The 26,734-nt window shown below is 71.1% G+C and carries 22 protein-coding genes; 7 read left to right on the forward strand and 15 right to left on the reverse strand.

Going from position 1 to position 26,734, the window contains the following annotated elements; all coding sequences use genetic code 11:
• Positions 1 to 9: 9 nt before the first annotated feature.
• From DEJ48_RS35470 to DEJ48_RS35490, 5 genes are all read right to left on the reverse strand, one after another.
• Entirely contained in the window at positions 10 to 1,533 is a 1,524-nt protein-coding gene (locus tag DEJ48_RS35470; protein WP_150220213.1) for a catalase, read from the reverse strand.
• 129 nt (positions 1,534 to 1,662) lie between these two features.
• Positions 1,663 to 3,246 (reverse strand): FMN-binding glutamate synthase family protein, encoded by a 1,584-nt coding sequence (locus tag DEJ48_RS35475; RefSeq protein WP_150220214.1) that lies wholly within the window; start codon positions 3,244 to 3,246, stop codon positions 1,663 to 1,665.
• Positions 3,243 to 3,818 carry an isochorismatase family cysteine hydrolase gene (locus DEJ48_RS35480; protein ID WP_150220215.1) on the reverse strand — a complete coding sequence of 192 codons (576 nt, stop codon included), beginning with the start codon at positions 3,816 to 3,818 and terminating at the stop codon, positions 3,243 to 3,245. Before DEJ48_RS35480 ends, DEJ48_RS35475 begins: the two co-directional genes overlap by 4 nt.
• Positions 3,815 to 4,999 carry an alcohol dehydrogenase catalytic domain-containing protein gene (locus DEJ48_RS35485; RefSeq protein ID WP_150220216.1) on the reverse strand — a complete coding sequence of 395 codons (1,185 nt, stop codon included), beginning with the start codon at positions 4,997 to 4,999 and terminating at the stop codon, positions 3,815 to 3,817. Before DEJ48_RS35485 ends, DEJ48_RS35480 begins: the two co-directional genes overlap by 4 nt.
• Positions 5,000 to 5,017: 18 nt before the next feature.
• A complete protein-coding gene (locus DEJ48_RS35490) occupies positions 5,018 to 5,344 on the reverse strand; it encodes a plasmid stabilization protein (protein ID WP_150220217.1) in 327 nt (108 codons plus the stop codon).
• 237 nt (positions 5,345 to 5,581) lie between these two features.
• Between DEJ48_RS35490 and DEJ48_RS35495 the strand changes: the two genes are divergently transcribed.
• Together DEJ48_RS35495 and DEJ48_RS35500 are read left to right on the forward strand one after the other, a co-directional pair.
• Positions 5,582 to 6,946 (forward strand): FAD-dependent oxidoreductase, encoded by a 1,365-nt coding sequence (locus DEJ48_RS35495; RefSeq protein ID WP_150220218.1) that lies wholly within the window; start codon positions 5,582 to 5,584, stop codon positions 6,944 to 6,946.
• Positions 6,947 to 7,062: 116 nt separating this feature from the next.
• A complete protein-coding gene (locus DEJ48_RS35500; RefSeq protein WP_150220219.1) occupies positions 7,063 to 9,279 on the forward strand; it encodes an ATP-binding cassette domain-containing protein in 2,217 nt (738 codons plus the stop codon).
• A 62-nt stretch (positions 9,280 to 9,341) separates the two neighbouring features.
• Here DEJ48_RS35500 and DEJ48_RS35505 read toward each other — a convergent pair whose 3' ends face one another.
• A complete protein-coding gene (locus tag DEJ48_RS35505) occupies positions 9,342 to 9,737 on the reverse strand; it encodes a hypothetical protein (RefSeq protein ID WP_150220220.1) in 396 nt (131 codons plus the stop codon).
• Positions 9,738 to 9,958: 221 nt separating this feature from the next.
• Here DEJ48_RS35505 and DEJ48_RS35510 point away from each other — a divergent pair, with 221 nt between their 5' ends.
• The gene (locus DEJ48_RS35510; protein ID WP_150220221.1) at positions 9,959 to 10,612 is read left to right on the forward strand and encodes a hypothetical protein; all 654 of its coding nucleotides are present in this window, start codon (positions 9,959 to 9,961) and stop codon (positions 10,610 to 10,612) included.
• Here DEJ48_RS35510 and DEJ48_RS35515 read toward each other — a convergent pair.
• On the reverse strand, positions 10,578 to 11,207 hold the full coding sequence (locus tag DEJ48_RS35515; protein ID WP_150220222.1) for an alpha-ketoglutarate-dependent dioxygenase AlkB: 630 nt from the start codon (positions 11,205 to 11,207) through the stop codon (positions 10,578 to 10,580). The two genes, DEJ48_RS35510 and DEJ48_RS35515, sit on opposite strands and share 35 nt — an antisense overlap.
• Before the next feature lie 121 nt (positions 11,208 to 11,328).
• Positions 11,329 to 11,589 carry a GlsB/YeaQ/YmgE family stress response membrane protein gene (locus tag DEJ48_RS35520; RefSeq protein ID WP_150182175.1) on the reverse strand — a complete coding sequence of 87 codons (261 nt, stop codon included), beginning with the start codon at positions 11,587 to 11,589 and terminating at the stop codon, positions 11,329 to 11,331.
• A 188-nt stretch (positions 11,590 to 11,777) separates the two neighbouring features.
• Here DEJ48_RS35520 and DEJ48_RS35525 point away from each other — a divergent pair, with 188 nt between their 5' ends.
• A complete protein-coding gene (locus tag DEJ48_RS35525; protein ID WP_150220223.1) occupies positions 11,778 to 13,823 on the forward strand; it encodes a SpoIIE family protein phosphatase in 2,046 nt (681 codons plus the stop codon).
• 21 nt (positions 13,824 to 13,844) lie between these two features.
• On the opposite strand, the gene DEJ48_RS35530 is transcribed toward DEJ48_RS35525, so the two are convergent.
• The 5 genes from DEJ48_RS35530 to DEJ48_RS35550 form a co-directional block, all read right to left on the reverse strand.
• Positions 13,845 to 15,266: a cellulose binding domain-containing protein gene (locus DEJ48_RS35530; protein WP_150220224.1), complete on the reverse strand. Its 1,422-nt coding sequence runs from the start codon at positions 15,264 to 15,266 to the stop codon at positions 13,845 to 13,847.
• Between the two features lie 13 nt (positions 15,267 to 15,279).
• Positions 15,280 to 16,845 (reverse strand): beta-N-acetylhexosaminidase, encoded by a 1,566-nt coding sequence (locus DEJ48_RS35535; RefSeq protein ID WP_150220225.1) that lies wholly within the window; start codon positions 16,843 to 16,845, stop codon positions 15,280 to 15,282.
• Positions 16,846 to 16,909: 64 nt separating this feature from the next.
• Positions 16,910 to 17,746 carry a carbohydrate ABC transporter permease gene (locus DEJ48_RS35540; protein ID WP_150220226.1) on the reverse strand — a complete coding sequence of 279 codons (837 nt, stop codon included), beginning with the start codon at positions 17,744 to 17,746 and terminating at the stop codon, positions 16,910 to 16,912.
• Positions 17,743 to 18,711 (reverse strand): carbohydrate ABC transporter permease, encoded by a 969-nt coding sequence (locus DEJ48_RS35545; protein ID WP_150220227.1) that lies wholly within the window; start codon positions 18,709 to 18,711, stop codon positions 17,743 to 17,745. Before DEJ48_RS35545 ends, DEJ48_RS35540 begins: the two co-directional genes overlap by 4 nt.
• Before the next feature lie 12 nt (positions 18,712 to 18,723).
• Complete coding sequence (locus DEJ48_RS35550; protein ID WP_150220228.1) at positions 18,724 to 19,986, reverse strand: extracellular solute-binding protein; 1,263 nt, start codon at positions 19,984 to 19,986, stop codon at positions 18,724 to 18,726.
• A gap of 187 nt (positions 19,987 to 20,173) precedes the next feature.
• Here DEJ48_RS35550 and DEJ48_RS35555 point away from each other — a divergent pair, with 187 nt between their 5' ends.
• Both DEJ48_RS35555 and DEJ48_RS35560 read left to right on the forward strand, forming a co-directional pair.
• Complete coding sequence (locus DEJ48_RS35555) at positions 20,174 to 21,025, forward strand: GntR family transcriptional regulator (protein ID WP_223832309.1); 852 nt, start codon at positions 20,174 to 20,176, stop codon at positions 21,023 to 21,025.
• Positions 21,026 to 21,084: 59 nt separating this feature from the next.
• Positions 21,085 to 21,525 carry an OsmC family protein gene (locus DEJ48_RS35560; RefSeq protein ID WP_150220230.1) on the forward strand — a complete coding sequence of 147 codons (441 nt, stop codon included), beginning with the start codon at positions 21,085 to 21,087 and terminating at the stop codon, positions 21,523 to 21,525.
• 7 nt (positions 21,526 to 21,532) lie between these two features.
• Here the strand turns inward: DEJ48_RS35560 and DEJ48_RS35565 are convergent, their stop codons facing one another.
• Positions 21,533 to 24,538 (reverse strand): family 16 glycoside hydrolase, encoded by a 3,006-nt coding sequence (locus DEJ48_RS35565; protein WP_150220231.1) that lies wholly within the window; start codon positions 24,536 to 24,538, stop codon positions 21,533 to 21,535.
• A gap of 211 nt (positions 24,539 to 24,749) precedes the next feature.
• Here DEJ48_RS35565 and DEJ48_RS35570 point away from each other — a divergent pair, with 211 nt between their 5' ends.
• Positions 24,750 to 25,421 carry a M15 family metallopeptidase gene (locus DEJ48_RS35570; protein ID WP_223832310.1) on the forward strand — a complete coding sequence of 224 codons (672 nt, stop codon included), beginning with the start codon at positions 24,750 to 24,752 and terminating at the stop codon, positions 25,419 to 25,421.
• Positions 25,422 to 25,445: 24 nt separating this feature from the next.
• Here the strand turns inward: DEJ48_RS35570 and DEJ48_RS35575 are convergent, their stop codons facing one another.
• Positions 25,446 to 26,585 carry a PQQ-dependent sugar dehydrogenase gene (locus DEJ48_RS35575; protein ID WP_150220233.1) on the reverse strand — a complete coding sequence of 380 codons (1,140 nt, stop codon included), beginning with the start codon at positions 26,583 to 26,585 and terminating at the stop codon, positions 25,446 to 25,448.
• Positions 26,586 to 26,734 lie beyond the last annotated feature (149 nt).

The raw sequence follows: 26,734 nt of genomic DNA on the forward strand, positions 1-26,734 counted from the left end.
GAACTGCTGTCAGGCCTTGTCCTGCATGCTGCTGCGCGCCGGGTTGGCCTGCTCCGCGGCCTTCGGGTCCTTCTCGCCGGCCTTGGCGCGCACACCCTGCTCGATGCGCTCACCGATCGACTTGTCGATGTTCGACCAGTACTCGAAGGCCCTGACGAGCACGGGCTCGGTCACGCCGTTGAGCAGGTGCCCGACGACGTTGTCGACCAGACGGTCGCGCTCGGCGTCGTTGAGCACCTCGCGGACCATGGTGCCCGCCTGGCCCCAGTCGTCGTCCTCCGCGTGGTCGACGTAGGCCGAGCGGGTGATGTCGCCGTCCGCGTACCAGCTGGGCGGGGAGCCGTAGCGGTCCGTGTCCGCCGCCGGGCCGCCCTTGGAGTTCGGCGCGTAGACCGGGTCCTCCGTCTTGCGGATGGCCATCGCGCCGTCCTTGGAGTACGTGTTGACGGGCACGATGGGGGCGTTGACGGGGAGCTGCTGGTAGTTTCCGCCGATCCGGTGACGGTGCGCGTCGGCGTACGAGAACAGCCGGCCCAGGAGCATGCGGTCGGGGCTCGGGCCGATGCCCGGGACCAGGTTGTTGGGCTGGAACGCCGCCTGCTCGATCTCGGCGTGGTTGTCCGTGGGGTTGCGGTCCAGGGTCATCTTGCCGACCTCGACCAGCGGGTAGTCGCCGTGCGGCCACACCTTCGTCAGGTCGAACGGGTTGAACCGGTACGAGGCCGCGTCGTCGTACGGCATGACCTGCACGTACAGCGTCCAGCTCGGGTAGTCCCCATCCCGGATGTGCTCGAAGAGATCACGGGTGTGGTAGTCGGTGTCGGCGGCGGCCATCTGGTCGCCCTCGTGCTGCGTGAAGTTCTCGACGCCCTGGTCGGTCTTGAAGTGGTACTTCACCCAGAACCGCTCGCCCTGCTCGTTGATCCACATGTAGGTGTGGGACGAGTAGCCGTTCATGTGGCGCCAGCTGCGCGGGATGCCGCGGTCGCCCATCAGCCACGTGACCTGGTGGGCGGACTCGGGGGAGAGGGTCCAGAAGTCCCACTGCATGTCGTGGTCGCGCAGGTTGTTGTCCGCGCGGCGCTTCTGCGACCTGATGAAGTGCTGGAACTTCATCGGGTCCTTCACGAAGAAGACCGGGGTGTTGTTCCCGACCATGTCGTAGTTGCCCTCGCTGGTGTAGAACTTCACCGCGAAGCCGCGCGGGTCGCGCCACGTGTCCGGGCTGCCGCGCTCACCGGCCACGGTCGAGAATCGGATCACCAGATCGGTGCGGGCGCCGGGCTGGAAGAGCGCCGCCTTCGTGTAGCGGCTGACATCCCCGGTGACCTCGAAGTGACCGAAGGCGCCGCTGCCCTTGGCGTGCGGCTGCCGCTCGGGGATGCGCTCCCGGTTGAACTGCGCCATCTGTTCGATCAGATAGGAGTCCTGGAGGAGGATCGGGCCGCCGGCGCCGACGGTGAGCGAGTGTTCGTCACTCTCGACCGGTACGCCGGCATCGGTGGTGGTCGCCTTACCTGTGACGTGATTCATCAGCTACGTGTGCCTTTCCATGGTCGGCGTTCCCATCCTGCGACTGGTCACGATCCGGGTGCCCGCGTTGTCGCGGGCGATACGTGGCGTCCCTCCTGTTTCCGGGCCCACATGATCCAAACGCGTCGGTCAGGTGGCGAACCTGTCCGGATCCGCCGCGTGCCAGTCGGCGGCCCAGCTTTCGGGTGGTGCGGCGAGCAGCTCGCCGGGGGAGAGCCAGTCGTACAAGTCAGCGTATGACCGGAACCTCCCGTTGTCCTCGCGGCGCCGCACGAGGTGCGGGCCGAGGTCCGCGGCGTCGCGCACGCCCATCGCGGCCATGATCTGCAGCGCGCTCTCGACCGTGGCCTGCTGGAACCGGGTGACGCGCGCCGATTTGTCCACGACGTCGAGGGCGCGGGCACGGCGCGGGTCCACGGTGGTGACGCCGGTCGGACAGCGGTTGGTGTGGCAGCGCTGGGCCTGGATGCAGCCGACGGCGAACATCATCGCGCGGGCGGCATTCGTGTAGTCGGCGCCCATGGCGAGCCGCTTGACGATGTCGGAGCCCGTCGCCACCTTGCCACTGGCACCGATGCGGATGCGGTCCCGCAGCCCCGAGCCCGTCAGGGCGCTGTGGACCGTGATGAGCCCGTCGGTGAGCGGCATCCCGAGGTGGTCGGCGAACTCCAGCGGCGCCGCGCCCGTCCCGCCCTCCGCGCCGTCCACGACGATGAAGTCCGGGGTGATCCCCTCCGCCGCCATGGCCTTGCACACGGCGAGGAACTGGGTCCGTGACCCGGGGCAGAGCTTGAACCCGACCGGCTTGCCGTGCGCCAGCTCCCGCATCCGGGCCAGGAACCCGACGAGCTCGCGGGGCGTGGAGAAGACGCGGTGGTACGGCGGCGAGATGACGGTCTCACCCTGCGGTACACCGCGTACGGAGGCGATCTCGGCGTTGACCTTGCTGCCGGGCAGCACGCCCCCGATCCCCGGCTTCGCGCCCTGCGACAGCTTGAGCGAGAGGCAGCGCACGGCCGGATGGGCGGCCTTCTCCTCGAACTGCCGCGGGTCGAAGTCGCCGTCCCGGGTGCGACAGCCGAAGTAGCCCGTGCCGATCTCCCAGACGAGGTCGCCGCCGGGCCGCAGATGATGCTCGGAGAGGCCGCCCTCACCGGTGTCGTGCGCGAACCCGCCCCGCGCGGCGCCGGTGTTCAGCGCCACGATCGCGTTGGCGGAGAGGGAGCCGAAACTCATCGCGGAGACGTTGAGGAGGGCCATGTCGTACGGCTGCTCGCAGTCGGGGCCGCCGACGTGGACGCGGGGCGGCTCCTTCGGCACCGGAGCGGGAGCCATGGACGGCACGAGGAACTCGTATCCCCGGTCGTCCATGTCGCGCTCGCTGCCGAACGGCTCCTCGGCGGCGACCCCCTTCGCCCGTTCGTAGACGATGCTGCGGGTGTCGCGGTCGAATGGCCTGCCGTCGTAGTTGCGCTCCACGAAGTACTGCTGCAGCTCCGGCCGCAGCGCCTCCATGAAGAACCGCAGATGGCCGAGGACGGGATAGTTCCGCAGGACGGAGTGGCGTCGCTGCACGAGGTCGTGCACACCGGTCAGCGCCACCACCAGGAGCGGCGCGGCGGCCGCCCACCACCAGGGCGACGTCAGCAGGGCGAGCACCACGCCGCCGGCCGCGCAGGCCAGCAGCGCGGCGACTGTCACGAAACGCGTCATGGGCCTGTGACGCCCCCGCCGAACTCGATGTCCTTGCCGTTGGCGATCCGGGCTCCGAGATTGATGCGCATCATCTCCAGGGCTGCTTCCGCGAGACGGGGGTGGATATGGGCCACCGCGTCGGCGGCCACGGTCACGTCGAGGTGCCGGATGTGGGCGTCCAGCGCCGAGTACAGCACGCACTGCTCGGTCACCTGACCGCACAGCGTCACCTTGCGGACGCCCAGCTCCCAGAGCAGGTACGTCAGCGGGGTCTCGTAGAAGATCGAGTGCCGGGCCTTCACGACGAACAGCGAGTCGTGGTCCGGCCGCAGCGGCTCGACCAGATCCGCGTGCGGCCCCGCCATGGCGGCCTCGACCAGTTCCCCGTGGTGGGAGCGCCACTGGCCGAAGTTGTCGTTCACGTAGATCACCGGCGCCCCGCTGCCACGGGCGGCGGCGAGCAGGTCCGTGATCACCGGTACGACCTCACGCACCGAAGGCAGCAGATGCTCGGCGTCCTTGTGGTCGTACGTGTTGATCATGTCGATCACGATCAGGGCGCAGGTACCGTCGTCGTGCCGTGCGCTCATGGCCGCAGCAGTGTCTTGACCATGCCGTCCTCCTTGGCCTGGAAGGTCGCGTAGGCCGAGGGGGCGTCCTTGAGCGGCAGGTGGTGCGTGGCGAACGAGTCGACGCCCAGCGGGTCGTCGTCCGTCAGGTGCGGGCGGATGTCGTCGATCCAGCGCCACACATTGGCCTGGCCCATGCGCACCTGGATCTGCTTGTCGAACATGGTCAGAAGCGGCATGGGGCTCGCGGCCCCGCCGTAGACGCCGCTGATGGACAGGGTGCCGCCGCGCCGGACCGCGTCGATGCCCGCGTGGAGAGCGGTCAGGCAGTCGATGCCCGCCTTCTCCATCAGCGGGCGGGCCAGCTTGTCGGGCAGGAGCGCGGTGGCGCGCTGGGCGGCCGTCGCCACCGGCGAACCGTGTGCTTCGAGGCCGACCGCGTCGATCACGGCGTCCGTGCCGCGGCCGTCCGTGAGGTCACGGATGGCGTCGCCCAGGTCCTTGCCGTGCTCGCGCAGGTCGAGCGTCGTGACGCCGTTGCGCCGGGCGCGTGCCAGGCGGGCGTCGACGAGGTCGACACCGATGACCAGCTCGGCACCGCGCAGCCGCGCGATGCGGGTGGCCATGTCGCCGATGGGCCCGAGGCCGAACACCGCGACGCTGCCGCCCCGCGGGATGTCGGCGTACTCCACGCCCTGCCACGCGGTGGGCAGCACGTCGGACAGATACACGAAGCGGTCGTCCGGCGGGCCGTGCGGCACCTTGATGGGCAGCGTGTTGCCGAAGGGCACCCGCAGCAGCTCGGCCTGTCCGCCGGGCACCTGTCCGTACAGCTTGGTGAACCCGAACAGCGAGGCGCCGCTGCCCATGGACTTGACCTGGGTCGTCTCGCACTGCGACTGCAACCCCTGCTTGCACATCCAGCAGGTGTTGCACGAGACGTTGAACGGAATCACCACGCGGTCGCCCACGGCCACCTCGGTGACGTCGGGGCCCGTCTCCGCGACGACCCCCATGGCCTCGTGGCCGAGGATGTCACCCGCGTCCAGATAGGGCCCGAAGACCTCGTAGAGGTGCAGGTCGGAGCCGCAGATGCCGGTCGAGGTCACCTGGACGATCACGTCGTCGGGCTTCTCGATACGGGGGTCCGGCACTTCGTCGACGCGCACGTCGCGCTTGCCTTGCCAGGTCAGAGCACGCATGGGGACGCACCTTTCCACTCAGCGCCCGACGGCGCGGGCCAGCTCCGACTTGTTCATGGACGAGCGGCCCTTGACGTTCTTCCTCCGCGCCTCGGCGTAGAGCTGGTCCTTGGTCGGGCCCTGGGAGCCCTGGTGAGAACGCTCGCCGCCACGCTGCGACGCGGACTTCGGGTCCTTCGTCGACGTACGGCTCGCCGTGCGGGACTCGCCGGAGCGCGCACGCTCCTTGTTCACCGTGCGGGCGGCGATCTCCTCCGCACGGCCCGTGGACTCGCCGCGGTCCTTCGCGCTCTCCTTGATGTGCTCGTACTGCCGTTCCCTCTTGCGGTTCGATCCTGCGGGCATGATGCGCTCCTTTCCGCTGGGTGGCTGATGGCCGGTGTGGGCCCCTCCCACGGTGCTCACACAGTCCGCCGGCTCGCCACACGGGCGATCGCGGCCTGTGACGAGTACCCGAGATCCTCGACGTGAGACGCGGGGCGGAAGATCAAGTGCTTCCGCGCGCTCCCCCGGGGGCCTTGAGAACGGGGGCGCTCCACGGTGGAGTGGTGGGACGTCGCGCCGACAGGGAGGGGACCGGCCATGCCGGAGAACCAGCACAGCCCGACGCCCGCCGCCCGCTGGGAGCGGGCCGTCGTCGTAGGGGGCGGATACGCCGGTCTCGTGACCGCACGGGTCCTCGCCGACCACTTCACCGAGGTACTGGTCCTGGAGCGTGACCCGGTGCTGCCGGACACCGGCGTCCACCCGCACGTCCCGCAGGGCTACCACGCGCACGCGCTGCTCGCCCGCGGCGGCGAAGTGCTCGAGGCGCTCTTCCCCGGGCTGCGCGCGGAGCTCGCCGACGAGGGCGCGCCCGTCTTCGACTACGGCGAGCGGATCAGCTTCCTCCTGCCCACCGGATACGCGCCGACCGACCCCGTGGGCGTCCGCATCCAGACCTTCACGCGCGACGAGCTGGAGCGCCGCCTGCGACAGAGGATCTCGGCGCTCCCCGCGGTCCGCGTCGTCCCCGCCGCCCACTGCGAGACGGTCACCGCGAGCGTGCCGGGCCGCCTGGACCGGGTCAGATATCGCACCGAGGACGAGGACGCCACCGAGATCACCGCCGACCTGGTCGTCGACGCGTCGGGCCGCTCCACGTCCGTCGACCGCTGGCTCACCGACGCGCGCCTGCCGGCGTCCCCCAAGAACGTCATCAAGGCGAAGATCACCTACACCTCCGCGTGCTACGTGCGCCCGCCGCGGGACCAGCAGGACTTCGACGTCGCCTATCAAATGGCCTTCGCACCCGACGTACCCCGCGGCGGAGTGGTCCTCGCCGTGGAACGCGACCGGTGGATGTGCTCGCTGTTCGGTGTCGACGAGCACGTCTCGCCCACCGACGACGAGGGCTACCTCGACTTCGCCCAGAGCCTCGGCACCCCCCGCCTCGCCGAACAGATCAAGCGCGGCACCCGCGAAGGAGAGATCCACCGCTACACGAACACCGGCAACGCCTGGCGCCTGCACCACAAGAACGCCCGCTGGCCCGAACGCCTCGTCGCGGTCGGCGACGCGCTCTGCGTCTTCAACCCCGTGTACGGACAGGGACTCACGGTCGCCGCACTGGAGGCGCAGCTGCTCGGCCGCCTCCTGGACCGGCACCGGTCCGGCGGTCTGGACGGCCTCAGCCGCGCCTACCAGCGCGCCGCGGCCCGCGTCATCCAGGTCCCGTGGACCATGGCCACCAGCTCGGACGTCATGTGGGCACCCACCCGCCCCCCGCTGCCCGCACGCTTCGCCCACTGGTACAACCAGCAGGTCTTCGCGCTCGCCGTGCACGACCCGAGCGTGTGGGCACGGTTCGTACGCGTCCTGAACATGACGGCACCGCCCGCCCTGCTGTTCCGCCCCGCCGTGCTCGCCAAAGTGGTGCGCCACGCGCTCACGCGACGCCGGAGCTGACACCTGCTCGGCCGGCGACCGGCACTGTCCGGCCGCGCCCGGGACCGTCGACCGGCCACCTGCCTCCTCTGTGAGCATCGGGCCCCCAACGACGGGGCGCGGTCGAGGAGGCAGACATGCGGGCATGGCAGGAATGGGCGGCAGAGGTGCGGCTGTTGTGGCGGGCCGGTCCACGACACACGGTCGCACTCACGGTGACCGTGGTCTGCGGGGCGCTCACCGGACCGCTCGTCGTGATCGCCACCGGGCGGCTCGTGGGCGGCCTGCCCGGAGCGGTGACCGGCGGGCCGGGATCGACCGAGGCCCGGCGCGTCCTCGCCGCACTCACCGTCTTCGGGGCGCTGATACTCGTACGGACGCGACTGCGCGCCGTGGAGGGCGGCCTCGCCGCGGTGCTCAAGCTGCGTGCGGCCAGTGTCGTGGAGGACCGGGCCATGGCGGCCGGGACCGGCCCGGACGGCATCGGACACCTGGAAGAGCCGGGCTACGCCGATACGCTGCGGCTGGTCACCGAGCCGAACAGCCGCCCCGACCAACTCGCCACGCTGCTTCCCGAGATCGTGCGCCCCCGGCTCGAAGGGATCGGGCTGCTCGTCCTGCTGGCGCCGCTCGCCTGGTGGGCGCCGGTGCTGCTCGCGCTCGCGGCGGTGCTGACGTACCGCTCCTACCAGCGTCTGGCACGCCATGTGCACGGCAGCATGCAGGCGGCGAGCGCGGTGATCCGCAGGGCCGGATACCTGCGGTCGCTGGCCGTGGACCCCGAACCCGCCAAGGAAGCACGGCTGTTCGGGCTCCGCGACTGGCTCGCCGAGCGGATGACGGCCGTCTGGCAGTCGGGCATGGCCGAGGTCTGGGCCACCCGCGGGACGGCCGCGCGGCGGGCCTGCGGCGCGGTCGGGTTCGTGGTCCTCGCGGAGGCGGCCGTCCTCGGCCACGCGGCCTTCGCCGCCGCACGCGGCGACCTGGACCTCACCCGCCTGGTGATCAGCGCCCAGGCGGCGCTCGCCGTCCCCGCGCTCGGCTGGGTCGGTGACGCCGACAACGTGGTGCGGGACGCGCTGCTCGGCCTGCGCTCGCTCGCCGCACTGGAGGCGCGCGGGACCGCGGGCGACGGCACGGGCCCGGCCGGGACAGCGGACAGCAGCGGCCACGCCCCGCAAGCCCGCCGCGACATCGCCTTCGAGTCCGTCGACTTCACCTACCCGGGCACGGACGAACCCGTGCTGCGCGGGCTCGACCTGACGATCCCGGCCGGCACGTCCGTCGCCCTCGTCGGGGCGAACGGCTGCGCGGCCGGCCTGCTCAACTCGCTCGGCCTGATCGGCGCGGTCGCCTTCGTCGTGCACCTCGCCGTGACGGGCCGCACCGGACTCGGCGCCGTACTGCTCGCCGTCGTCCTGGCGGGCCGGTTCACCGGCCACGTCGTCGGCCTCGTGCAGACCACCGGAGCCGTCGTGGAACTCCTGCAGAACGCCGAACGGCTGCGCTGGCTGCAGGCGTACGCGGAGCGGGAGAACCGCACGTCGACAGCGGCCGTGCCGTCGAAGCTGCGGCATGGCATCGCCGTGGACGGGCTGTCCTTCCGCTATCCGGGCACGACGAGGACCGCACTGCGCGATGTCACGCTGCGGCTGCCGGCCCGGGGAGTGATCGCCCTGGTCGGCGAGAACGGCTCGGGGAAGTCCACGCTCGTCAAACTGCTGTGCCGGATGTACGAGCCGACGCGGGGCCGGATCACGGTGGACGGTGTCCGGCTCGACGCGCTCGACGCGGAGTCGTGGCGCGAGCGGCTCGGCGCGGCCTTCGAGGACTTCGTGCGCTTCGAGTTCACGGTCCACGAGACGGTCGGCTTCGGGGATCTGCCGCGCGTCGGCGACCGGCGGGCGGCCGCCGACGCGCTGTGCCGGGCCGGCGCCGCCGACCTGCCCGGCACGCTCGGCGCCGGACTCGGCACCCAGCTGGGCAGCCGCTGGCAGGACGGGGTCGATCTGTCGACGGGCCAGTGGCAGAAGCTGGCGATCGCACGGGCCCTCATGCGCCGGGCACCCCTGCTGCGCATCCTGGACGAGCCGACCGCGTCACTGGACGCGGAGACCGAACACCTCGTCTTCGAGCGGCACATCGAGGCCGCACGCCGTCCGGGCACGAACGGCGATGGGCCCGGCACCGTCACCCTGCTGGTCTCGCACCGGTTCTCCACCGTGCGCGGCGCCGACCTGATCGTCGTCCTCGACCACGGCCGGGTCGCGGAGGCGGGCACCCACGACGAACTCCTCGCGCGGCGCGGACCGTACGCGCAGATGTACGGGCTCCAGGCGCGCGCCTACCGGTGACGGAGACGCGGAAGAAGCGTCGGCCCGGGCCGACGCTCCTTCGTTCTGCTCAGGGACAGCCGCTACGCGACCGACCCCAGCGGGGTCAGCCACGCCGGGTCACGCGGCTCCACCTTGTTGGCGAAGGCCACGAACTGGGCGTACGCGGCCAGGTCCGCCATCGCGGACTGGACGCGGAGCAGCTCGCCGTCCGACTCGGGACCGTCGGCGCGCTCCAGCCAGTCGCCGATGAGAGCGGCGACCGCGACGGTGCGACCCCGCATGTCGCGGCAGATGGCGACCGGGCCGCCCTTCGCGGCCTGGCGGGCGAACGCCTGCCACAGCTCGATGGAGTGCGGCACCTGGCCGAGGCTCAGACCCGAGCGGTAGAGCCGGTCGTAGTCCAGCCTGCGGTACCACGACGCCGACTCCTCGGTGAGGGTGCCCGTCGCGAGGATCTCGCCCACCCGGGCCAGCATCCGCGCGGCGTTGCGACGGCCAGCTCTACGCCGATCTGCGCGGCTCACACCGCGACGAGCGCCCCGTCCCGCCCGCCGTCGTCCTGCGGCGTTTCCTCAACGCGCTGGGTGCGCCGAGGCCGTACCCGGGCAGCGCCGAGGACGCGGCCGCCGCCTACCGCACCCTGCTCACCGAACGGCGCGTCCTGATCGTCCTCGACAACGCCTCGGACGCGGCCCAGGTGCGTCCGCTGCTGCCCGCGGCGCACAGCTGCGCGGTCCTCGTCACCAGCCTCGGCGTCCTCGCCACCCTGAACGGCGCCGCCCACCTCCACCTGATGCCGCTGCCGCCCTCGGCGTCCGTCGCGGTCCTCGGCCTCTGGGCGGGACCGGGGCGGCTGACCGCCGAGCACGGTGCCGCCCAGGTCATCGCGCGGCACTGCGGCCACCTCCCGCTGGCGCTGCGCATCGCGGGCGCCCGCCTCGCGGCGCGGCCCCGGTGGCCGGTGCGCGAGCTCGCCGAGCGCCTCGCGGATCCGGGGCGCCGTCTCGCGGAGCTGTCCTTCGCGGACCTGGACATGCACGCGGCCCTGGCGGCCGGTCACCGGGAGCTGCAGGCCAGAGGGGCGACCGGGCGGGCTGCGGCGCTCGCTCTTCCGCTGCTGGCGGCGGAGCAGGGAGAGCCGGGGGAGCAGGGGGAGCCGGGGGAAGTGGAGCTGACGGTGGCGCGGGCGGCGGTGACGACCGGCGGTGCGCTGTCGGCGACCGAGGTGATCCTGGAGCAGCTCGTCGACGTGCAGCTCCTGGAGTCGCGGGCTCCCGGTCGTTACCGCTTCCATCCGCTCACCCGGCTGTTCGCCCTCACCGCACGCCGTGCGGCCGGAACTGGATGCTGATGCGTCCGCCGGAGGCGCGGGCGGACTTGGGGACGGCGTGCTCCCAGGTGCGCTGGCAGGAGCCGCCCATCACGATCAGATCGCCGTGGCCGAGCGGCTGCCGGACGGTGGCGCCGCCGCAGCGCGGGCGGAGCAGCAGGTCGCGGGGGTCGCCGACGGAGAGGATGGCGACCATCGTGTTCTCGCGGGCGCCCCGGCCGATCCGGTCGCCGTGCCAGGCCACGCTGTCGCGCCCGTCCCGGTAGTGGCAGAGGCCGGCCGTGGTGAACGGCTCGCCGAGCTCGTCGGCGTAGTGCTCGGAGAGGTTCCACCGGGCCTCGTCGAGGACGGTGTGGGGGAGAGGCTCGCCCGCGCCGTAGAAGGCGAGCAGGCGTGGCACGTCCACGACCCGTTCGTACATCTGGCGGCGCTCGGCCTTCCAGGGGACCTCCGCGGCCAGCTGTTCGAACAAGGCGTCGGCGCCGCTCAGCCAGCCCGGCAGCAGGTCGATCCACGCGCCGTCGCCGAGGACCGTGCGGCGGATGCCGGCGAGGGAGCCCAGGCGCACGTCGTCGCTCTGGTCGAAGAGCGATCCCTGGAGCTGGTGGGTTGCCATGCGGCCAGTGTAACCAAGAGTCGAACAAGTGAGCTAATTCGAAGAGTCCCGGGAACCCGGAAACGCCTCGGGGGCGCGCATCCGGCTCGGATGCGCGCCCCCGAGGGCCTGCGGGCGGGGTCTACCGCTTCCCGGAGACCAGGCGGTAGATGAACAGAACGATCACGGAGCCGACGATGGCGGCGATCCACGTCGACAGGTGGAAGAACCCGTTGATCGAGTGAACGCCGAAGATCACCTTGCCCAGCCAGCCGCCGAGCAGCCCGCCCACGATGCCGATCACCATGGTCAGCAGGCAGCCTCCCGGGTCCTTGCCGGGGGTGAGGGCCTTGGCGATGGCTCCCGCGATGAGACCGATCAGGATCCAGGCGATGATGCCCACGAGAACGTTCCTCTCTTTGTGCTCGGGTCGGCGCTGGATCTCCAGGCCGACACAGAGCGAATGTCCCGACGATGACGTGTCACACAGGACCAAGGTCACGTTTGACGGGACCAAAGGCACGCCGGACTCCGGCGGGCGGGTGATGCGCGGGGAGCATATGGTGGCCGAGCGGCATACCGGAGACCACCATGACGTCAGCCAAGAAGACATCCGTCGATGTGGAACAGTGCCTGCTCCTCACCGGCGTGGGCGGTTTCGACTGGGACCTGAAGACCGGCGCGCTGGGTCTCGACGCCGGTTCCCTCGCGGTGCTCGACCTGCGCCCCGAGGAATTCAACGGCCTGGTGACCTGCCTGACGAAGCGCATCCCTCCCGAGGAGGCCGTGCGCATCAACTACGCCGTCACCGAGGCCGTCGCCTCCGGAGAGGACCGGTACGGCGTCTACTTCCGGGCCCGGCGCAGGGACGGCACGATCCACCTCGGCCACGCGCGCGGACGCATCGTCCGCGACGGCGAGGGCCGCGCCGTGCGCGTCCTCGGCGTCCTGCGGTCGGCGTCGGAGGACGGGGCGGAACTCGCCGCCATCGACCCCAGGGAGGAACGCCGCCAGGGCATCGCCCTGATGGTGCAGGGCACCACCCAAGCCCTCTCGCGGGCCGTCACCGTCGACGACGTGGTCGCCGTCCTGTCCGGCGCGAGCGGCCTCGACCGATTCGCCGCCGACGGACTCGTCCTCGGTCTCGTCGAGGGGGACAAGCTGAGGCTGATCGCCCTGGTGGGCCAGACGATGCAGGCACTCGACGAACTCAAGCTGCACAAGGTCGACGAGTCCCAGCCGCTGGCCGAGGCCGTCATGACGCGACAGCCCCGCTTCGTCGCCTCGCTGCCCGACCTCGCGCGCCGCTTCACCCGCCTGCGCCCCTACATCGAGCACATGCGCCTCGACTCGGCGGCGTTCCTGCCGCTGGTCGCCCAGGACCGTGCCATCGGCGGACTCGGCCTCTTCTACCGGGGCCGCAAGGACTTCACCGACGCCGACCGCAACCTCTGCATCGGGCTCTCCGGCATCGTCGCCCAGTCGCTGCAGCGCGCCATGCTCTTCGACGAGGAACGGGACCTCGCCAAGAGCCTCCAGGCCACCATGCTGCCGCGCGGGGTGCCCGCCGTCGCGGACTGCGAGGTCGCCGTGCGCTACCACGCGGCGTGGGGCGGCCGCGACGTCGGCGGCGACTTCTACGACGTCGTCGCCCTGCCCCGCGGCCGCATCGGCCTGGTCGTGGGCGACGTACAGGGGCACGACACACACGCCGCGGCCATCATGGGCCAGCTGCGCATCGCCCTGCGCGCCTTCGCGGGAGAGGGCCATCCGCCGGGCACGGTGCTCTCCCGCGCCTCGCGCTTCCTCGCCGAGCTCGACACCGAGCGCTTCGCCACCTGCACGTACGCCCAGTTCGACCCCGCCACCGGCATCGTGCGCGCCGTCCGCGCCGGACACCTGCCGCCCCTCGTGCGCCACGTGGACGGCCGGGTGGGCGTGCCCCGGGTCCCCGGCGGGCTGCCCCTCGGCCTGGCCACCGAGTTCGGCATGGAGGACTTCCCCGAGGTGCGCCTCGACCTGGTGCCGGGCGAGACCATGGTGCTCTGCACCGACGGTCTCGTGGAGGACGCCGCCCTCGACGTCGAGACCGGCATGGGCAACCTCGCCGATGTGATGCGCCAGGGACCCGAACGCGCCGAGGCCCTGGCGGACCACCTCTCCGAGGCGCTGTGGGAGCGGTGGGGCACGAGCGACGACGTGGCCCTCCTCGTCCTGCGCAGACTGCCCGACCCCGGAACGCCCCAGGAGCCGCGCATCCACCGGTACGTCCACCAGGCCGACCCGGAAGGGCTCGCCGACGCGCGGGCCGCGCTGCGCGAACACCTCGCGTCGTGGGGGTTCGGCGCCGTCGCCGACGACGTGGAGGTCGCGGCCGGCGAACTCCTCGTCAACGCCCTGGTCCACACCGACGGGGGCGCCATCCTCACCCTGGAGGTGCTCTCCGGGCCGCCGCGCCGGGTCCGCCTGTGGGTGAAGGACCGGTCCAGCGACCGCCCCCGCAGGAGGTCCCCCGCCGAGACCGCCACCTCCGGGCGCGGGCTTCTCCTCGTGGAGGCGGTCGCCTCGTGCTGGGGCGTCGAGCCGCGCGGCGAGGGCAAGGCCGTGTGGTGCGACTTCGCCGTACCGGACACCTGACCGCTCGCGCGCCCCGCCCCGTCACGCCGACGGCACCGTGTCCTCGAACGCCTTGCCCGCCGCCCGGTAGCCGGCGACCTTCGCCGAGACCTGCGCCGGGGTCAGCACCTGGTCCTTGACGTGCAGGACGTAGTCCACCTGCTGGTCGTACGAGCGGGGGGTGGTGCTGGACTGGCCCGCCAGGTCGATCAGCCACTGGTTGAAGTTGATCGACATCGGCCGCTCCGGCAGGTACGCGGCGTCGTGCGTGCCGAACGACTGGCCGTCGACGTAGTAGCGGATGGCACTGTTGTCGATGGTGACCACCAGGTCGTGCCAGCCCGCGTAGCTCCGCCGGCTCTCGGTGTGCTGGTTGACGGCCTGCCACGGGTCGGGGTCGTACGTCTCCCACGACGTCGTGTACAGGATGTTCGAGGGCTCGCCCCAGCCGCCGTTGGGCAGGTACTCGAAGTCGTACTCGGCGTAGTCGTCGGCCATCGGCGCCTTGAGGTCGTTGATGGTGAAGAACGTCTGCACGAGGTGGTCGCCGTCGGGGCCGCTGCGCGGGGCGTCGCTGAACTTCACGCGCGCCGCGTACGTCCCGTTCTTGAATTTCGTCGCCTTGGTGAGCACTTCGGTCTGCTCGGTGCTCGCGCCGGTGCCCGCCGTCGACGTCTCCAGGTTCATCACCGTGTTGCCGCCCGACGACGCGAACGTCACGTTGCGCGGGTCCCAGGTGGCGCCGGGCACGCCGGGACCGCCGGAGTTGGAGCGCACGTTCCAGCCGTTCGCCGCGATCTTCGGGTCGTCGTACGCGCTGTAGGTGAAGTCGTCGAACAGGGTGGCCCCGTCGCCGGGCGGGTCGGTCGGATCGGTGGGGTCGGTCGGGTCGTTGCCCTCGGGTGCCGTGCCCCAGACCGTCGCGCCGTCCAGCTGCGCGGTGACCTTCGACCAGTTCGCGTACGTGGACTGCGCGGCGCCGAAGGAGTAGTCGTCGGACTGGTTCAACGGCTGCCAGTCGGCGCGGTGGAAGCGCAGTTGGAGGTCACCGGTGTCCGCGCCGGCCGCCAGCGATCCGGCGCCCGGTGCGAACCCGATCTCCAGGTAGCGGTCGGCGGTCGCGGTCGGCTTGGCGAGCGTCCCGAACGTACCGGTGACGTTGCCGCACCCCTTGACCGCCCACGAGCACGCGAAGCGGTAACTCGGGTTGCCCGCGTCCGACTTGAAGTAGTAGCGGATCTTCACGCCGCTGAGTGCCACGCCGGAACCACCGGTGTTCTTCACCTTCAGCCACGGCTCGGCCTGATCGCTCCCGGTGGCGCCCGTGTGGTACTGCACGGTCAGGTCGCCGACGGCCGCGACGGCCGGTGAGGGGAGCGCGAGCAGGCCCGCGCAGCCGAGTGCGGCCGCGACGGCACAGGTGAGGGACCGCTTCGCCGAACGGGTGAGCGTCTTCCTTCTCATGCCGGTTCCTTTCTCAGGACTGTCCCTCTGCGGGACGGTGGGGGAGGGGGACGTACGGATCGAGCGGGCCGTGGCGCACGCCGAGCGCGGCGAGCCGGGCAGCGTGCGCGCGCAGCCGCCCGTGCACGCCGGGCCAGGGCGCGGCGCCGTGCCAGGCACGGTCCGCGAGCGCGCACAGACGCGGGAAGACAAGACGGTCGACGTGGTCCGCGGTGGGCGCGAACTCGGTCCACAACTGCGCCTGCATGCCGAGGAGTTCGCCGGTCATCGCGGTGTCGTCCGGCGGTTCGTGGCCGTGCACCGCGCGCAGGTCGACCAGCGGTCCGGGCTGCGCCTGCGGCTCGGCGGGGTCGGCCGACTGGGCGTAGTCGAGATAGGCGGCCCGGTGGTGGCAGCTGATGACCCGGTGCCCCTGTTTCAGGGCGAGGCGGGTGTGCTCGGGGTCGCGCCACGCCATGACGGTGAACTCCGACGGCAGCCCCTCGCCGCTCTCCGCCCACGCGGTCGGGACGCGCCCGCGCCCGACGAGGTGCGCCCCGATGCGGCCGAGGAACCAGCCGCGCAGCGCGGCCGTGTCCGGCAGGCCCTCGGCGGCGGCCCGTGCGCGTGCCGCCGGGCTCGCCGCCCACTCCGTGGTGGGGCACTCGTCGCCGCCGATGTGGATGTGCGGGGACGGGAAGACGTCCATGACCTCGTCGAGGACGGTACGGCAGAAGTCGAGCACCGGCTCGTCGACGGCGAGGACGGTGTCGCAGACGCCCCAGTCGGTCCACACGGCCAGCCGCCGCGCGGGGACGTTGCCGAGCTCCGGGTGGGCGGCGAGGGCGGCCCGCGTGTGGCCCGGCATCTCCACCTCCGGTACGACAGTGACGCCCCGCGCCGCGGCGTAGGAGACGAGGCCGGTCAACTCGGCCCGGGTGTAGGCACCTTGATGAGGGATGCCGTCGTGGACCGTGCTGCCGGCCGGGCCCACCATCGACTGGGCGCGGCGGCCGCCCACTTCGGTGAGCCGGGGATACGCGGCGATCGGCATCCGCCACCCCTGGTCGTCGGTGAGATGCAGATGCAGCACGTTGAGCTTGTGCAGGGCCAGCAGGTCCACGTATCTGCGCAGCTCTGCGACCGGCTGGAAGTGGCGTGCGACATCGAGCATGAAGCCCCGCCAGGCGTGCCGGGGGACGTCGGTGATCTCCGCACAGGGCAGCTCCCACGGAGTGCCGCGCCTGGGCCGTCCCGCGAGGGCCTCGGGCGGCAGGAGCTGACGGAGCGTCTGGACGCCACGGAGCAGCCCGGTGAGGTGGGCGGCGCGCAGAAGCAGCGCGTCAGGGCCGACGGTGAGGCCGTACCCCTCCTCGCCCAGGCCGCGCAGCTGCGGATCGAGTGCGAGGACGAGCGGCCCGTCGGGGGAGGTCGGCAACCGGAGCCCGGTGGCCGGGGCGAGCAGGGTGCGCAGCAGCGCGGCGGCGGGTTCCGCGCCCGCGGAGACACGTACGGCGGTGTGGCGGTTCAGGGTGAAGTGGCCGGGACGCCAGGAGAGGTGGGTGGGCAGGGGGACCAGGGAGGGGCGGGGTGCGGGCACGGCGGGGCCTCCAGAAGGCGGACGGGTCGGTCCTGGGCGGCGGCTGGGTCAGCCCTTCACGGCATCAGCCCTTGACGGCACCGGCCGCGAACCCCGACGTCACCTGCCGTTGCAGCAGCAGGAAGACGACGAGCGCGGGCAGCGCGAACAGCGTGGAGGCGGCCATCGTGGCGCCCCAGTCGGTGCCGAACGTGTTCTGGAACGAGGAGAGCCACACCGGCAGCGTCCGGTGGTCCTGCTGCTTGATGATCAGGAAGTTGGCGTACGCGAACTCGTTCCACGCCGTGATGTAGCCGAACAGAGAGGTCGCCATGAGGCCGGGCGCGAGCAGCGGGAACGCCACGTGCCGGAACGCGCCGAGTCGCGTACAGCCGTCGACCTGCGCCGACTCCTCCAGCTCCGGCGGGATCGTCGCGATGAACCCGCGCAGCACGACGATCGTGAACGGCAGCGTCATCATGAAGTAGACGAGGGTCAGCGTCGGCAGCCGGTCCAGCATGTCGGTGTCCCGCGCGATGATGTACACGGGAATGATCAGCGACTCCCACGGTGCCATCTGGGCGACGAACACCATCAGCAGGAACTGCCGCCGGCCCCGCCACCGCATCCGGGCCACCGCGAACGACGCGCCCAGCGCCACGACCAGCGCGAGCAGCACCGCGCCGAGGGTGACGAGCACGCTGTTGCGCCAGAACAGTCCGAACCCGTCCGCGTCGACGGCCCGCCGGAAGTGGTCCAGCGTCCAGCTCTGCGGCAGCAGACGGGGGTCGTCGGACTGGATGTCACGGGACGGCTTGAACGAGGTCGTGACCATCCAGTACACGGGGAAGAGGCACACGATCACCGTGACCGCCGCGCCGAGGTGCAGGGGCAGTCGGCGCAGTGCGCGCGAGGTCGTCACAGCTCGGCCTCCTGTCGGAACATCTGCCGGAAGTACAGGACGAGCACGCCGGACATGAGCAGCACCGTCACCATCGAGGCCGCCGAACCGAGGTCGTAGTGCTGGCCGGACAGGGCCGTCTGCACCGCGTACACCGGCAGGATCGTCGTCGCGTCGCCGGGGCCGCCGCGCGTCATCACCCAGATCTGCACGAACGCCTTGAACGTCCAGATCACCTCCAGCGACAGCACCAGCATGAAGATCGGGCGCACGATCGGCAGCGTCACCGAACGGAACACGCGCGCCCCGGACGCCCCGTCGATGCGCGCGGCCTCGTACAGCTCGCGCGGCACGGTGGTGAGCGCCGAGTACAGCGTGATCGCGGCGAACGGCACCGACTGCCACACCACGAGCAGCACCAGGATCGCGAAGGCCGCAGGGCCGTGCGCCAGCCACGGATACCCGTCGAACGACGCGAACCCCAGGCCGGTCAGGGCGTGGTTGACGATCCCGAACTCCGAGTGGAACAGCCACTGGAACACCGTCGTCGCCGCGACCACCGGCATCGCCCAGGCGAGCACGAGCGCGCTGAGCACCGCGGCCCGCCAGACCCTGCCGAGCCGCTCCACCATGAGCGCCACCAGCGTCGAGAGCACCATGATCGAGGCGACGCAGATCGCCATGAAGACGAACGTGCGGCGCACCACCGTCCAGAAACGGGGGTCGGACAGCAACGTCGTGTAGTTGTCGAATCCGGTGAACCGCGCGTTGCCCAGGATCAGTTCGCGCAGTCCGAAGTCCTGGAACGAAATGAGGACGGCGCGCGCCAGCGGATAGAGCAGCAGGTACAGCATGCCGAGGACGGCGGGCGCCACCAGGAGGTACGGCCAGGCACCGGACGTCGTCGTGCGGCGCGTGGGACGCGCCGGGCGCCTGGGCGGCCGGGTGAGGCGACGGGGCTCGGTCCGCTCGCGGACGACCGACACGGCACCCGCTCCCTACTTCATCGCCGAGGTGATCGCGTCGGACGCCTTCTCGGCCTCCCGCGCGGGATGTCCGCCGGTCAGGACGGCCGTCATGTAGTCCTTCACGGGGTTCTTCGCCTCGACGGCGGCCCAGCCCGGTGTGTTCGGCGTGGCATGGCCGACGGCCGCGCCCACCGCCATCGCCGAGGCGCCGGGGTCCTCGGCGACGGCGTCGGCGAGGGTCGTCCTGTTGGGCACGTAGCTCATGGCGACGGCGAGCTTCTTCTGCCAGGCGTCGCCCGTGAGTTCCTTGACGAAGGTGTACGCGGCGTCGTGGTGCTCGGCGACGGCGGGGATCACCAGGTCGGAGCCGCCGGTGAACACCGCGCCCGGCTTGTCGGCGGTCTTCCCGGGGATGGGGAAGAACCCCAGCTTGCCCTTCAGCTCCGGGTTGTTCTGCGCGACGACGTTGGCGCCGCCGGGCGTGTTGATGATCTGGGCCACCTCGCCCTTGGCCATCACCTCGGCCTGCGGCGGCTGCGCCTCGTCGGAGTCCTTGGGGCCCTTCCCGAGCGCCTGGAGCTTCTTGTAGAAGGCCATGCCGCGCAGCGCCTCGGGTGTGTCCAGGGCGCCCCGCCAGGTCCCGTCGGACTCGGTGGCGAGGTCGCCGCCCTCGTCCCAGATGAAGCCGGAGAGGGTGTACCAGTTCTGGCCGGGGAGGTAGATGCCCTGCCGGCCGTCCTCGTCGAGCTTCCTGGTCGCCGCGATCCACTGGTCGCGGGTCTTGATCGCGTCGGCGTCGATGCCCGCCTTCTCGAACAGGTCGGTGCGGTAGACGACGACGCGGTTCGCCGCGTAGAAGGGGATGCCATACTGCTTGCCCTCGTACGCGCCCGGCTCGGCGAGGCCCTTCAGCCAGTGCCTGCCGCCGAGGTCGTCGACCTTGTCGCTCAGATCGAGCAGGCCGCCGCTCTGGGCGAGCTGGGCGACCTGTGTGTTCCCGGTCTCGATGACGTCGGGCGCGTCGTTGCTGGCGAGTGCGGCGGTGACCTTCTCGCCGATGCCGTCCCACTCCTGGATCTGCACCCGTACGTCGATGTCGGGGTGCGCGGCCTCGAAGCCCTTCTCGAAATCCTTCTGGAACGCGGCCGAGACGCTGTCGCGCATCAGCCACACGTCGAGGGCCGTCCGCCCGCCGTCCCCGGAGACCCCGTCGCCGGATCCGGACGGACTGCAGGCACTGAGCCCGGCGGCCGCGACGAACGCGGACAGGCCGGCGAGCAAGCGGAGCTTCACGGGTCACCTCTGGGCGTCGGACCTGACCAGTTGGAGAACTGGTCAGGTGACCTCTGGTGATGGAGAAAGGTGGCATGGACCAATCGAAGCGTCAACCCCCTGGTGAATGCTGGTCAGTTGTCGATCTCCGAGACCTTGTGGTCAACTGGTCAGGCAACTGGTCGTGTGGGGTGAGGGGGCTCGTTCGGTGACTGCCGAGAAGAACACGAAGGCGCCGGGCGCGGTGCTCAAGCGCGAGCGGGTGCGCGACCACATCCTCGAACTCATCGAGTCGCAGCGGCCCGGCGACCCGATCCCCTCCGAGCGCGCCCTCTGCGCGGACCTCGGGGTGTCACGGCCGACCCTGCGCGCGGCCGTCGACGAACTCGTCGCCGCCGGTCTTCTCGTACGCGAACACGGGCGCGGCATGTTCGTCGCACCCCAGAAGATCACCCAGGAACTGGTCTCCCGCGAACAGGCGCTGTCGGTCCCGCCGGCCGCGGGAACCTGGTCGAGCAGGCTCCTGGAGTTCACCACCATCCCGGCCGGGGCCCGCGTCGGCCGCAAGCTGCGCCTGTCGCCCGCCGCCCCGATCGTCTACGTGGCCAGGCTCCGGCTCGTCGACGGCACCCCGATGGCCATCGAGCACCTGCACATCCGCGCCGACCTCGTCCCCGGGCTCAGCGCGCAGGAACTGGAGAGCGGGGACCTCTACCAGCACCTGCGCGAGCACCACGACGTACACGTCCGCGAAGCCGTGCAAGCCATCGAGCCGACGGTGGTCACCCGCGCCGAGGCCGAGCTCCTCGACGTACCGGAGCTGTCCCCCGCGCTGCTCTTCGAACGCCTCACCTCCGACACGGCGGGGCAGCCCGTCGAGTACGTGCACTCCCTGTACCGGGGCGACCGCTACCGCATCGTCTCCCGCCTCACCCTCGGCCCCGCCGCGACCACCGCCGAGCCCCTGCCCGGCCACCACCCCGGCATCCCGCCCGGCGACTTCGCCCACCGCGACACCGTCGCCTCCTCCACCCGGGGCGACGTCCAGCAGGCACCCTGAGACAGGCCCGCCGGACCGGCCTGCGCCCGACCGGGCCCGGCCCTGGATACCGTTCCGCCATGGCCGACTACCGCATCGAGACCGTACGCAACGGCGAACGCGACTGGACCGCCCGCAACGACCGCGGCGCCGAGGTCCGCATCGCCGCCGCCGACAACCCCGACGCCCAGCCCTCCTTCACCCCCGTCGAACTCCTCCTCGCCGCGCTCGGCGGCTGCGGGGGACTCGTCGTGGACCGCACGGCCCGCACCGTCGACCACGACGCGTTGCGCGTCGTGGTCGATTCGGTGTCCCGGCCCGAGGACGACGGCCGCGTCGGCGTCGTCCGCGTCTCCTACGAACTCGACCTGCCCGACGGCGACACCCGCGCCGCCGAGGCGCTGGAGCGCGCCATCCGGCTGACCCACGAGAAGTACTGCACGGTCAGCCGCACCGTCGAACACGGCGCCCGCGTCGAGGCGCTCGGCCCCGACGGGACGACCCTGTTCGCCGGAGGGTGACGGCTGATCAGGACACCGGCTCCACCCACACGTTCCGGAACCGGACCTTGTTGCCGTGGTCCTGGAGCCGGATGGCGCCGGCCGCCGCGGACTCGGCGTCACCCGCACCGGTCGGTCCGTCCACGGCCACGTCGTCGTGGACCTTTTGACCGTTCCAGACCACGGTGACGCGGGCATCCGACGTCTTCTTGCCGTCCGCGTCGAAGCGGGCGGCACGGAAGGTGATGTCGTACGTCTGCCACGTCTCCGGCGCCTTCGACGCGTTGAGGTCGGCGGCCTTCTTCTGGTAGATCGCCCCCGCCTCGTTGTCCGCGAGCTTCGCCACGCCGTACGAGTCCAGGATCTGCACCTCGTAACGCTCCTGGAGGTAGACCCCGCTGTTGCCGCGGTCCTGCCCGGTCACGTCGTCCGGCAGCTTCGGCACCCGGAACTCGACGTGCAGCCTGAAGTCCCCGAAGTGCTGTTTCGTGCGCAGGTCGCCGCAGCACACCTCCATGGACTTCTCGGCCTTGTGCGGCCACTGTGCGCTCCGGCCGTCACTGTGCTGCCACGCGGTGGAGACGCTGCCGCCGGAGAACAGATCGATCCGCGCGCCCGGTCTGCGCACGTCGAGCGCGTCGAGGTTCACATGGCCGGTGTCGTCGGCGCCCACGGCGTACGTGATCGTGTTGTGGCCCTTGCGCAGGGAGAGCCGTTCGGTCTTCGTCGACCAGCGGTTCCACGCGACCGTGGACGGCAGGCTCGTCTGCTTCGCCGCGCCGCCGTTGACGCTGACGCCGACCGTCTTGGTGCCGGGCGCGGGGTGCGGCCCGTTCGCGTAGCGCAGCCCCACCTCGTACGCGCCCGCCTTGTCGACGACGACGTCGAAGGCCGCCTTCGCGCCCTTGTCGCCGAAGCCGTCGACGAAGCCGCCGCCCGTGAACCCGGCGTGCTCGTTGTCGATGTCCGCGCCGCCCGACAGCTTCGCGGACTCGGCGTCGTACGTGGTGACGGGCTCCTGCGGGCCCGGCTTGGCGTTCAGGGTGTACCAGGCCTCGGTGGACCACAGCTCCTCGCCCTCGGCGGACGAGAACGGGCGGGGCGAGCGGACGTGCACGACCCGGTCCGGCTTCAGGCCGGGAATGGTGAGCCGCACCGTGCGCCGGTCCTTCGAGAGCTTCGCCGACGCGACCGGCAGCGACTCCTCGTCGACCTTCGGACCGCCGTAGTCCGGCGTGGGCACGTACCGCCACTGCTCGACCGCGTACGCGCCCTCGGTGAGCTTGGTCGCGGTCTCATCGGAGAGGGGCTTGGTGTAGGTGAGGTCGAAGCCGTCAGGCGTGGCGCGCATCGTCTTGATGTCGAAGGCGGTCTTCCCGTTCGGCGTCAGCTTCTGCAGGCCGAAGCGGAGCTTGCCCTCCTGACCCCAGTTGCCGTCCGCGCCCAGGCCGCCGGTGTAGATGGCGCCGTCGGGGCCCTCGCTGATCCGCGAGATGCCGGCCTCCAGGCCCTGCGTGTGCCGGAACACCGCGCCCTGGTACTCACCGGCGACCTTCTCCAGGTCCGCGCGCTGCAGTCCGCCGTACGTGACGTCGCCGAACACCATCTGCCCGGCGAACGGTCCCTTCTTCAACCGCATGGGCGTGCTGGGGGAGTTGGCTATCTCGTTCTGCGGCAGCCACAGCACGGGCTTGGTGACGGGCTTGTCGTCGTAGGGCCCGTCGGGGTTCATGTAGTGGTTGAAGAACCGGTCCTGCTTGATGTGGACCAGCTTGGACGCGGGCAGCCAGCCGCCCTGGTTGTCCGTGACGAACAGGCCGTTGTCCGGACCGCGCCCGATGCCGTTCGGCGTGCGCAGACCTCCGGCGAGGTAACTCACCTTTCCCGTCGCCTTGTTGACCTTGATGGTCGTGCCCCGGTTCGGGGCGGGCTGCGGGTCGGTGGTCGCGCCTCCGTAGTTGATGGCGACGGACAGGTTCAGATAGAAGTCGCCCTTCTCGTAGAGCAGTCCGAAGGCGAACTCGTGGAAGTTCTTGCCCCACGGCCACTCGGCGATCTTCCGCTTCTCGTCGGTGACGTCGTCGCCGTTCGTGTCGTTCAACTCGGTCAGCTGGTGCTTCTCCGACACGTACAGCTTGCCGTCCGCGTACTTGATGCCCATCGGCTCCCTGAGGCCGTCGGCGATCTTCTTGTACGTGACCTTCTCCGGGCCCGTGTCACCGGTGACGTGGTCGAGGAGGTATACCTCGCCCTTGGTCTCGTTGCTGCCGCCCCACGTGGAGATCGCGAGTCGGCCGTCGGGCAGCCAGTCCATCGCGGACACCTGCGGCTCGAAGCCCTTGGGGCGCAGGTCGGTCAGCTTGTAGCCGGGGTTGACCTCGGTGAGCGGAAGGCCGTCACCGGGGGTGTCGTACGTCCCCTCGCACTCCTTGCGGCCGGGCGCGGTGACCCGTACGACGTCGGCGTCCGTGCTGAGGACGGAGTTCGGCACCGTCTTGAACTCGCTGGCGCCCGGCGGCTTCCACTGGAGGGTGACCTGTTGTCCGCCGCCGCGGTCGAAGTGGTCGATGCGCAGGGACTGGTACCCGGCGTTGAGGGTGATCCCGCCGTCCTTGGGCTCGGCGCCGTGCAGCCCGTCGTGGTCGATGACCTGCTGGCCGCCGAGGAAGAGCCGCGAACCGTCGTCGCTGATCAACCGGAAGTCGTAGGCGCCCGCCTCCGGCACGTTCAGGTTGCCGATGATCTGCGACACGAAGTTGTCGCTGAAGCCGAAGCCGTCGGTCGACGTCCAGTCGGCCGTCGGGATCAGCTTGTCGACGTTGGGGGTCTGGGCCGGCTTGAGGTCGCACAGCTTGTCCAGCGGGGTCTGCACGTCGAACACGCGCAGGGTGACGCCGGGTTCCTGGGGCGGCAGGTCCGCGAACGGCCGCGGGTCGTCGTCGTCCGCGACCGCGCCGGGCGCGAGCAGACCGGCTCCGAGCAAGGCGCTGAGCAGCAGTCCCGTGGATCTTCGGGCGTTGCGGTGAGGCTTCACTCTTCCTCCTGCGTGGTTCCGTCGTGGGTTACGCAGATCCCTGTGGCAGAGCGACGCTCAGCGTAGGGATCGCGTCGAGTGACGTCCACACTTTGTCCAGAGAAAGGAAAAACGAGGGTGCGGGCGGCGGGCCCGCCCAATCGGGCGAATGGTGGCCGACGGTTGGCTGTGCGGACCGGGCGGGGCCGCTCGGGCGCGTTATGCCTGTGGAGTGATCACGCTTCGAGCCCGTGCGTTCCTCGCACTCACCACTCCGGCCGCCGTCCTCCTCACCGTCCTGGGCCCGGCCCCCGCCACCGCGGGACCACAGCGAGCGCCCGCGCTGGACGCACGGGTCAGCGCCGTCTCCGCGCGCGACCTCGGCCGGAGCCGGCATCCGGGGTGCCCGGTCCCGCCCGCCGACCTGCGGCTCATCCGGATGAACCACTGGGGGTTCGACGGCCGCGTCCACGCCGGTGAGCTCGTCGTGCGCAAGCAGGCCGTGCGGCCGATGCTGTACGTCTTCGGCCGGGCCTTCGACGCCCGGTTCCCCGTCCGCCGGATGCGGACGATGGCGGCGTACGGCGGCAGCGACGTCGCGGCGATGAAGGCGGACAACACCTCGGCGTTCAACTGCCGTGCCGTCACCGGCGATCCGTCACGGCTCTCGCAGCACTCGTACGGAGACGCGGTCGACATCAACACGCTGGAAAACCCGTACGTGGACAGGAACGGGCGCGTCTACCCCGCGGCGGGCGCCGCCTTCCTGGACAGGCGACGCACCGCCAAGGGCATGATCAAGGACGGTGACGTGATCACGACGGCGATGCGCAAGGTGGGCTGGCAGTGGGGAGGGCACTGGCGGGCCCCGGACTACCAGCACTTCTCGGCCAACGGACGGTGAGAGTGCCCCCTTGCGCCGCCGGGCCTACGCCGCCGGGTCGATGCGGGACACCGGCCCGCCCAGGTCGAGCACGTACAGCTCGCCCTTGCCGCCCTGGACGAACGAGACGACCTCGCCGCCGTTGACGCCCAGGTCGCTCACCCCGGTCACCTTGCCGTCCTTCATCTTCAGGGCGCGGACGGTGCCGTCGCAGTAGTCGCTGAACAGGTACTGGCCCCTGAGTTCGGGGATCGCCTTCCCCCGGTACACGAATCCGCCGGTCACGGAGCAGCCGAGGCCGGTGCGGTCGTACTCGTGGACCGGAGGCACGTGGTTCGCGGGCTCGGTGCCCTCGCGGAAGGGGTGGGTGCCCTCCATCTGCGACCAGCCGTAGTTCTCGCCGCCCTTGCTCGTCGCCGGGGCCCGGTCGATCTCCTCCCAGGCGCTCTGGCCGACATCGCCGATGAACAGGTCGCCCGTGCCCCTGTCGAACGAGAACCGCCACGGGTTGCGCAGTCCGTACGCCCAGATCTCGTCCTTCGCCTTCGGGTCGCCGACGAACGGGTTGTCCGCCGGGATCGCGTACGGCTTGCCGCCCCGCGGGTCGATGCGCAGCAGCTTGCCGAGGAGCGTGTCGAGGTTCTGTCCGTTGCCGTGCGGGTCGCCGCCGGAGCCGCCGTCGCCGAGCGCGATGTACAGGTAGCCGTCGCGGCCGAACTTGATGTCGCCGCCGTTGTGGTTCGAGTAGGGCTGCGTCTGCGTCAGGACGGTGCGCCGGGTCTCCGGCCGCAGCTTGCCCTTGTGCACGGCGAACTCGTCCACGGTGCTGGTGCCTTGGAGGTCCGTGTACGAGATGTAGAAGTACCTGAAGTCGTTGGAGAACGCGATGCCGAGCAGGCCGCGTTCGCCGTCGGTGGTGGTCTCCGCGGAGATGTCGAGCACGGGCTCGCCGAGCCCCTGCTTGCCCAACACACGCACGGTGCCCGCGCGTTCGGCGATCCAGACCGCGCCGCCGGGGCCCGCGGCACCGCCGGACGGGTTCTTCGCGGTGGCCACCTTCTTGAGCGCGACCTTCGCGTTCTGGCGCGAGGCGGCCGGTTCGTCGGCGGACGCCGTGTTCAGGGCGAGGGAAGCGATGAGGCAGATGGAGCCGATGACCGCAGTGCTGCTGGTGCGAACTTTCACCGTGATCCTCCTGGAGGCCGCGCGCCAACGGGGTGGGTGGGGGGATGGTGCGGTGAGCGGGTGGGGGTGTGCCGCCGGCCACTGTGGAGGTTACTGGGGGAGGAGTTCCTTGGTATATACCAAGAACTGCCCTTCTCCTCCTCGTACAC

The sequence above is a fragment of the Streptomyces venezuelae genome (assembly GCF_008642315.1).
GTDB classification, from domain to species: domain Bacteria; phylum Actinomycetota; class Actinomycetes; order Streptomycetales; family Streptomycetaceae; genus Streptomyces; species Streptomyces venezuelae_D.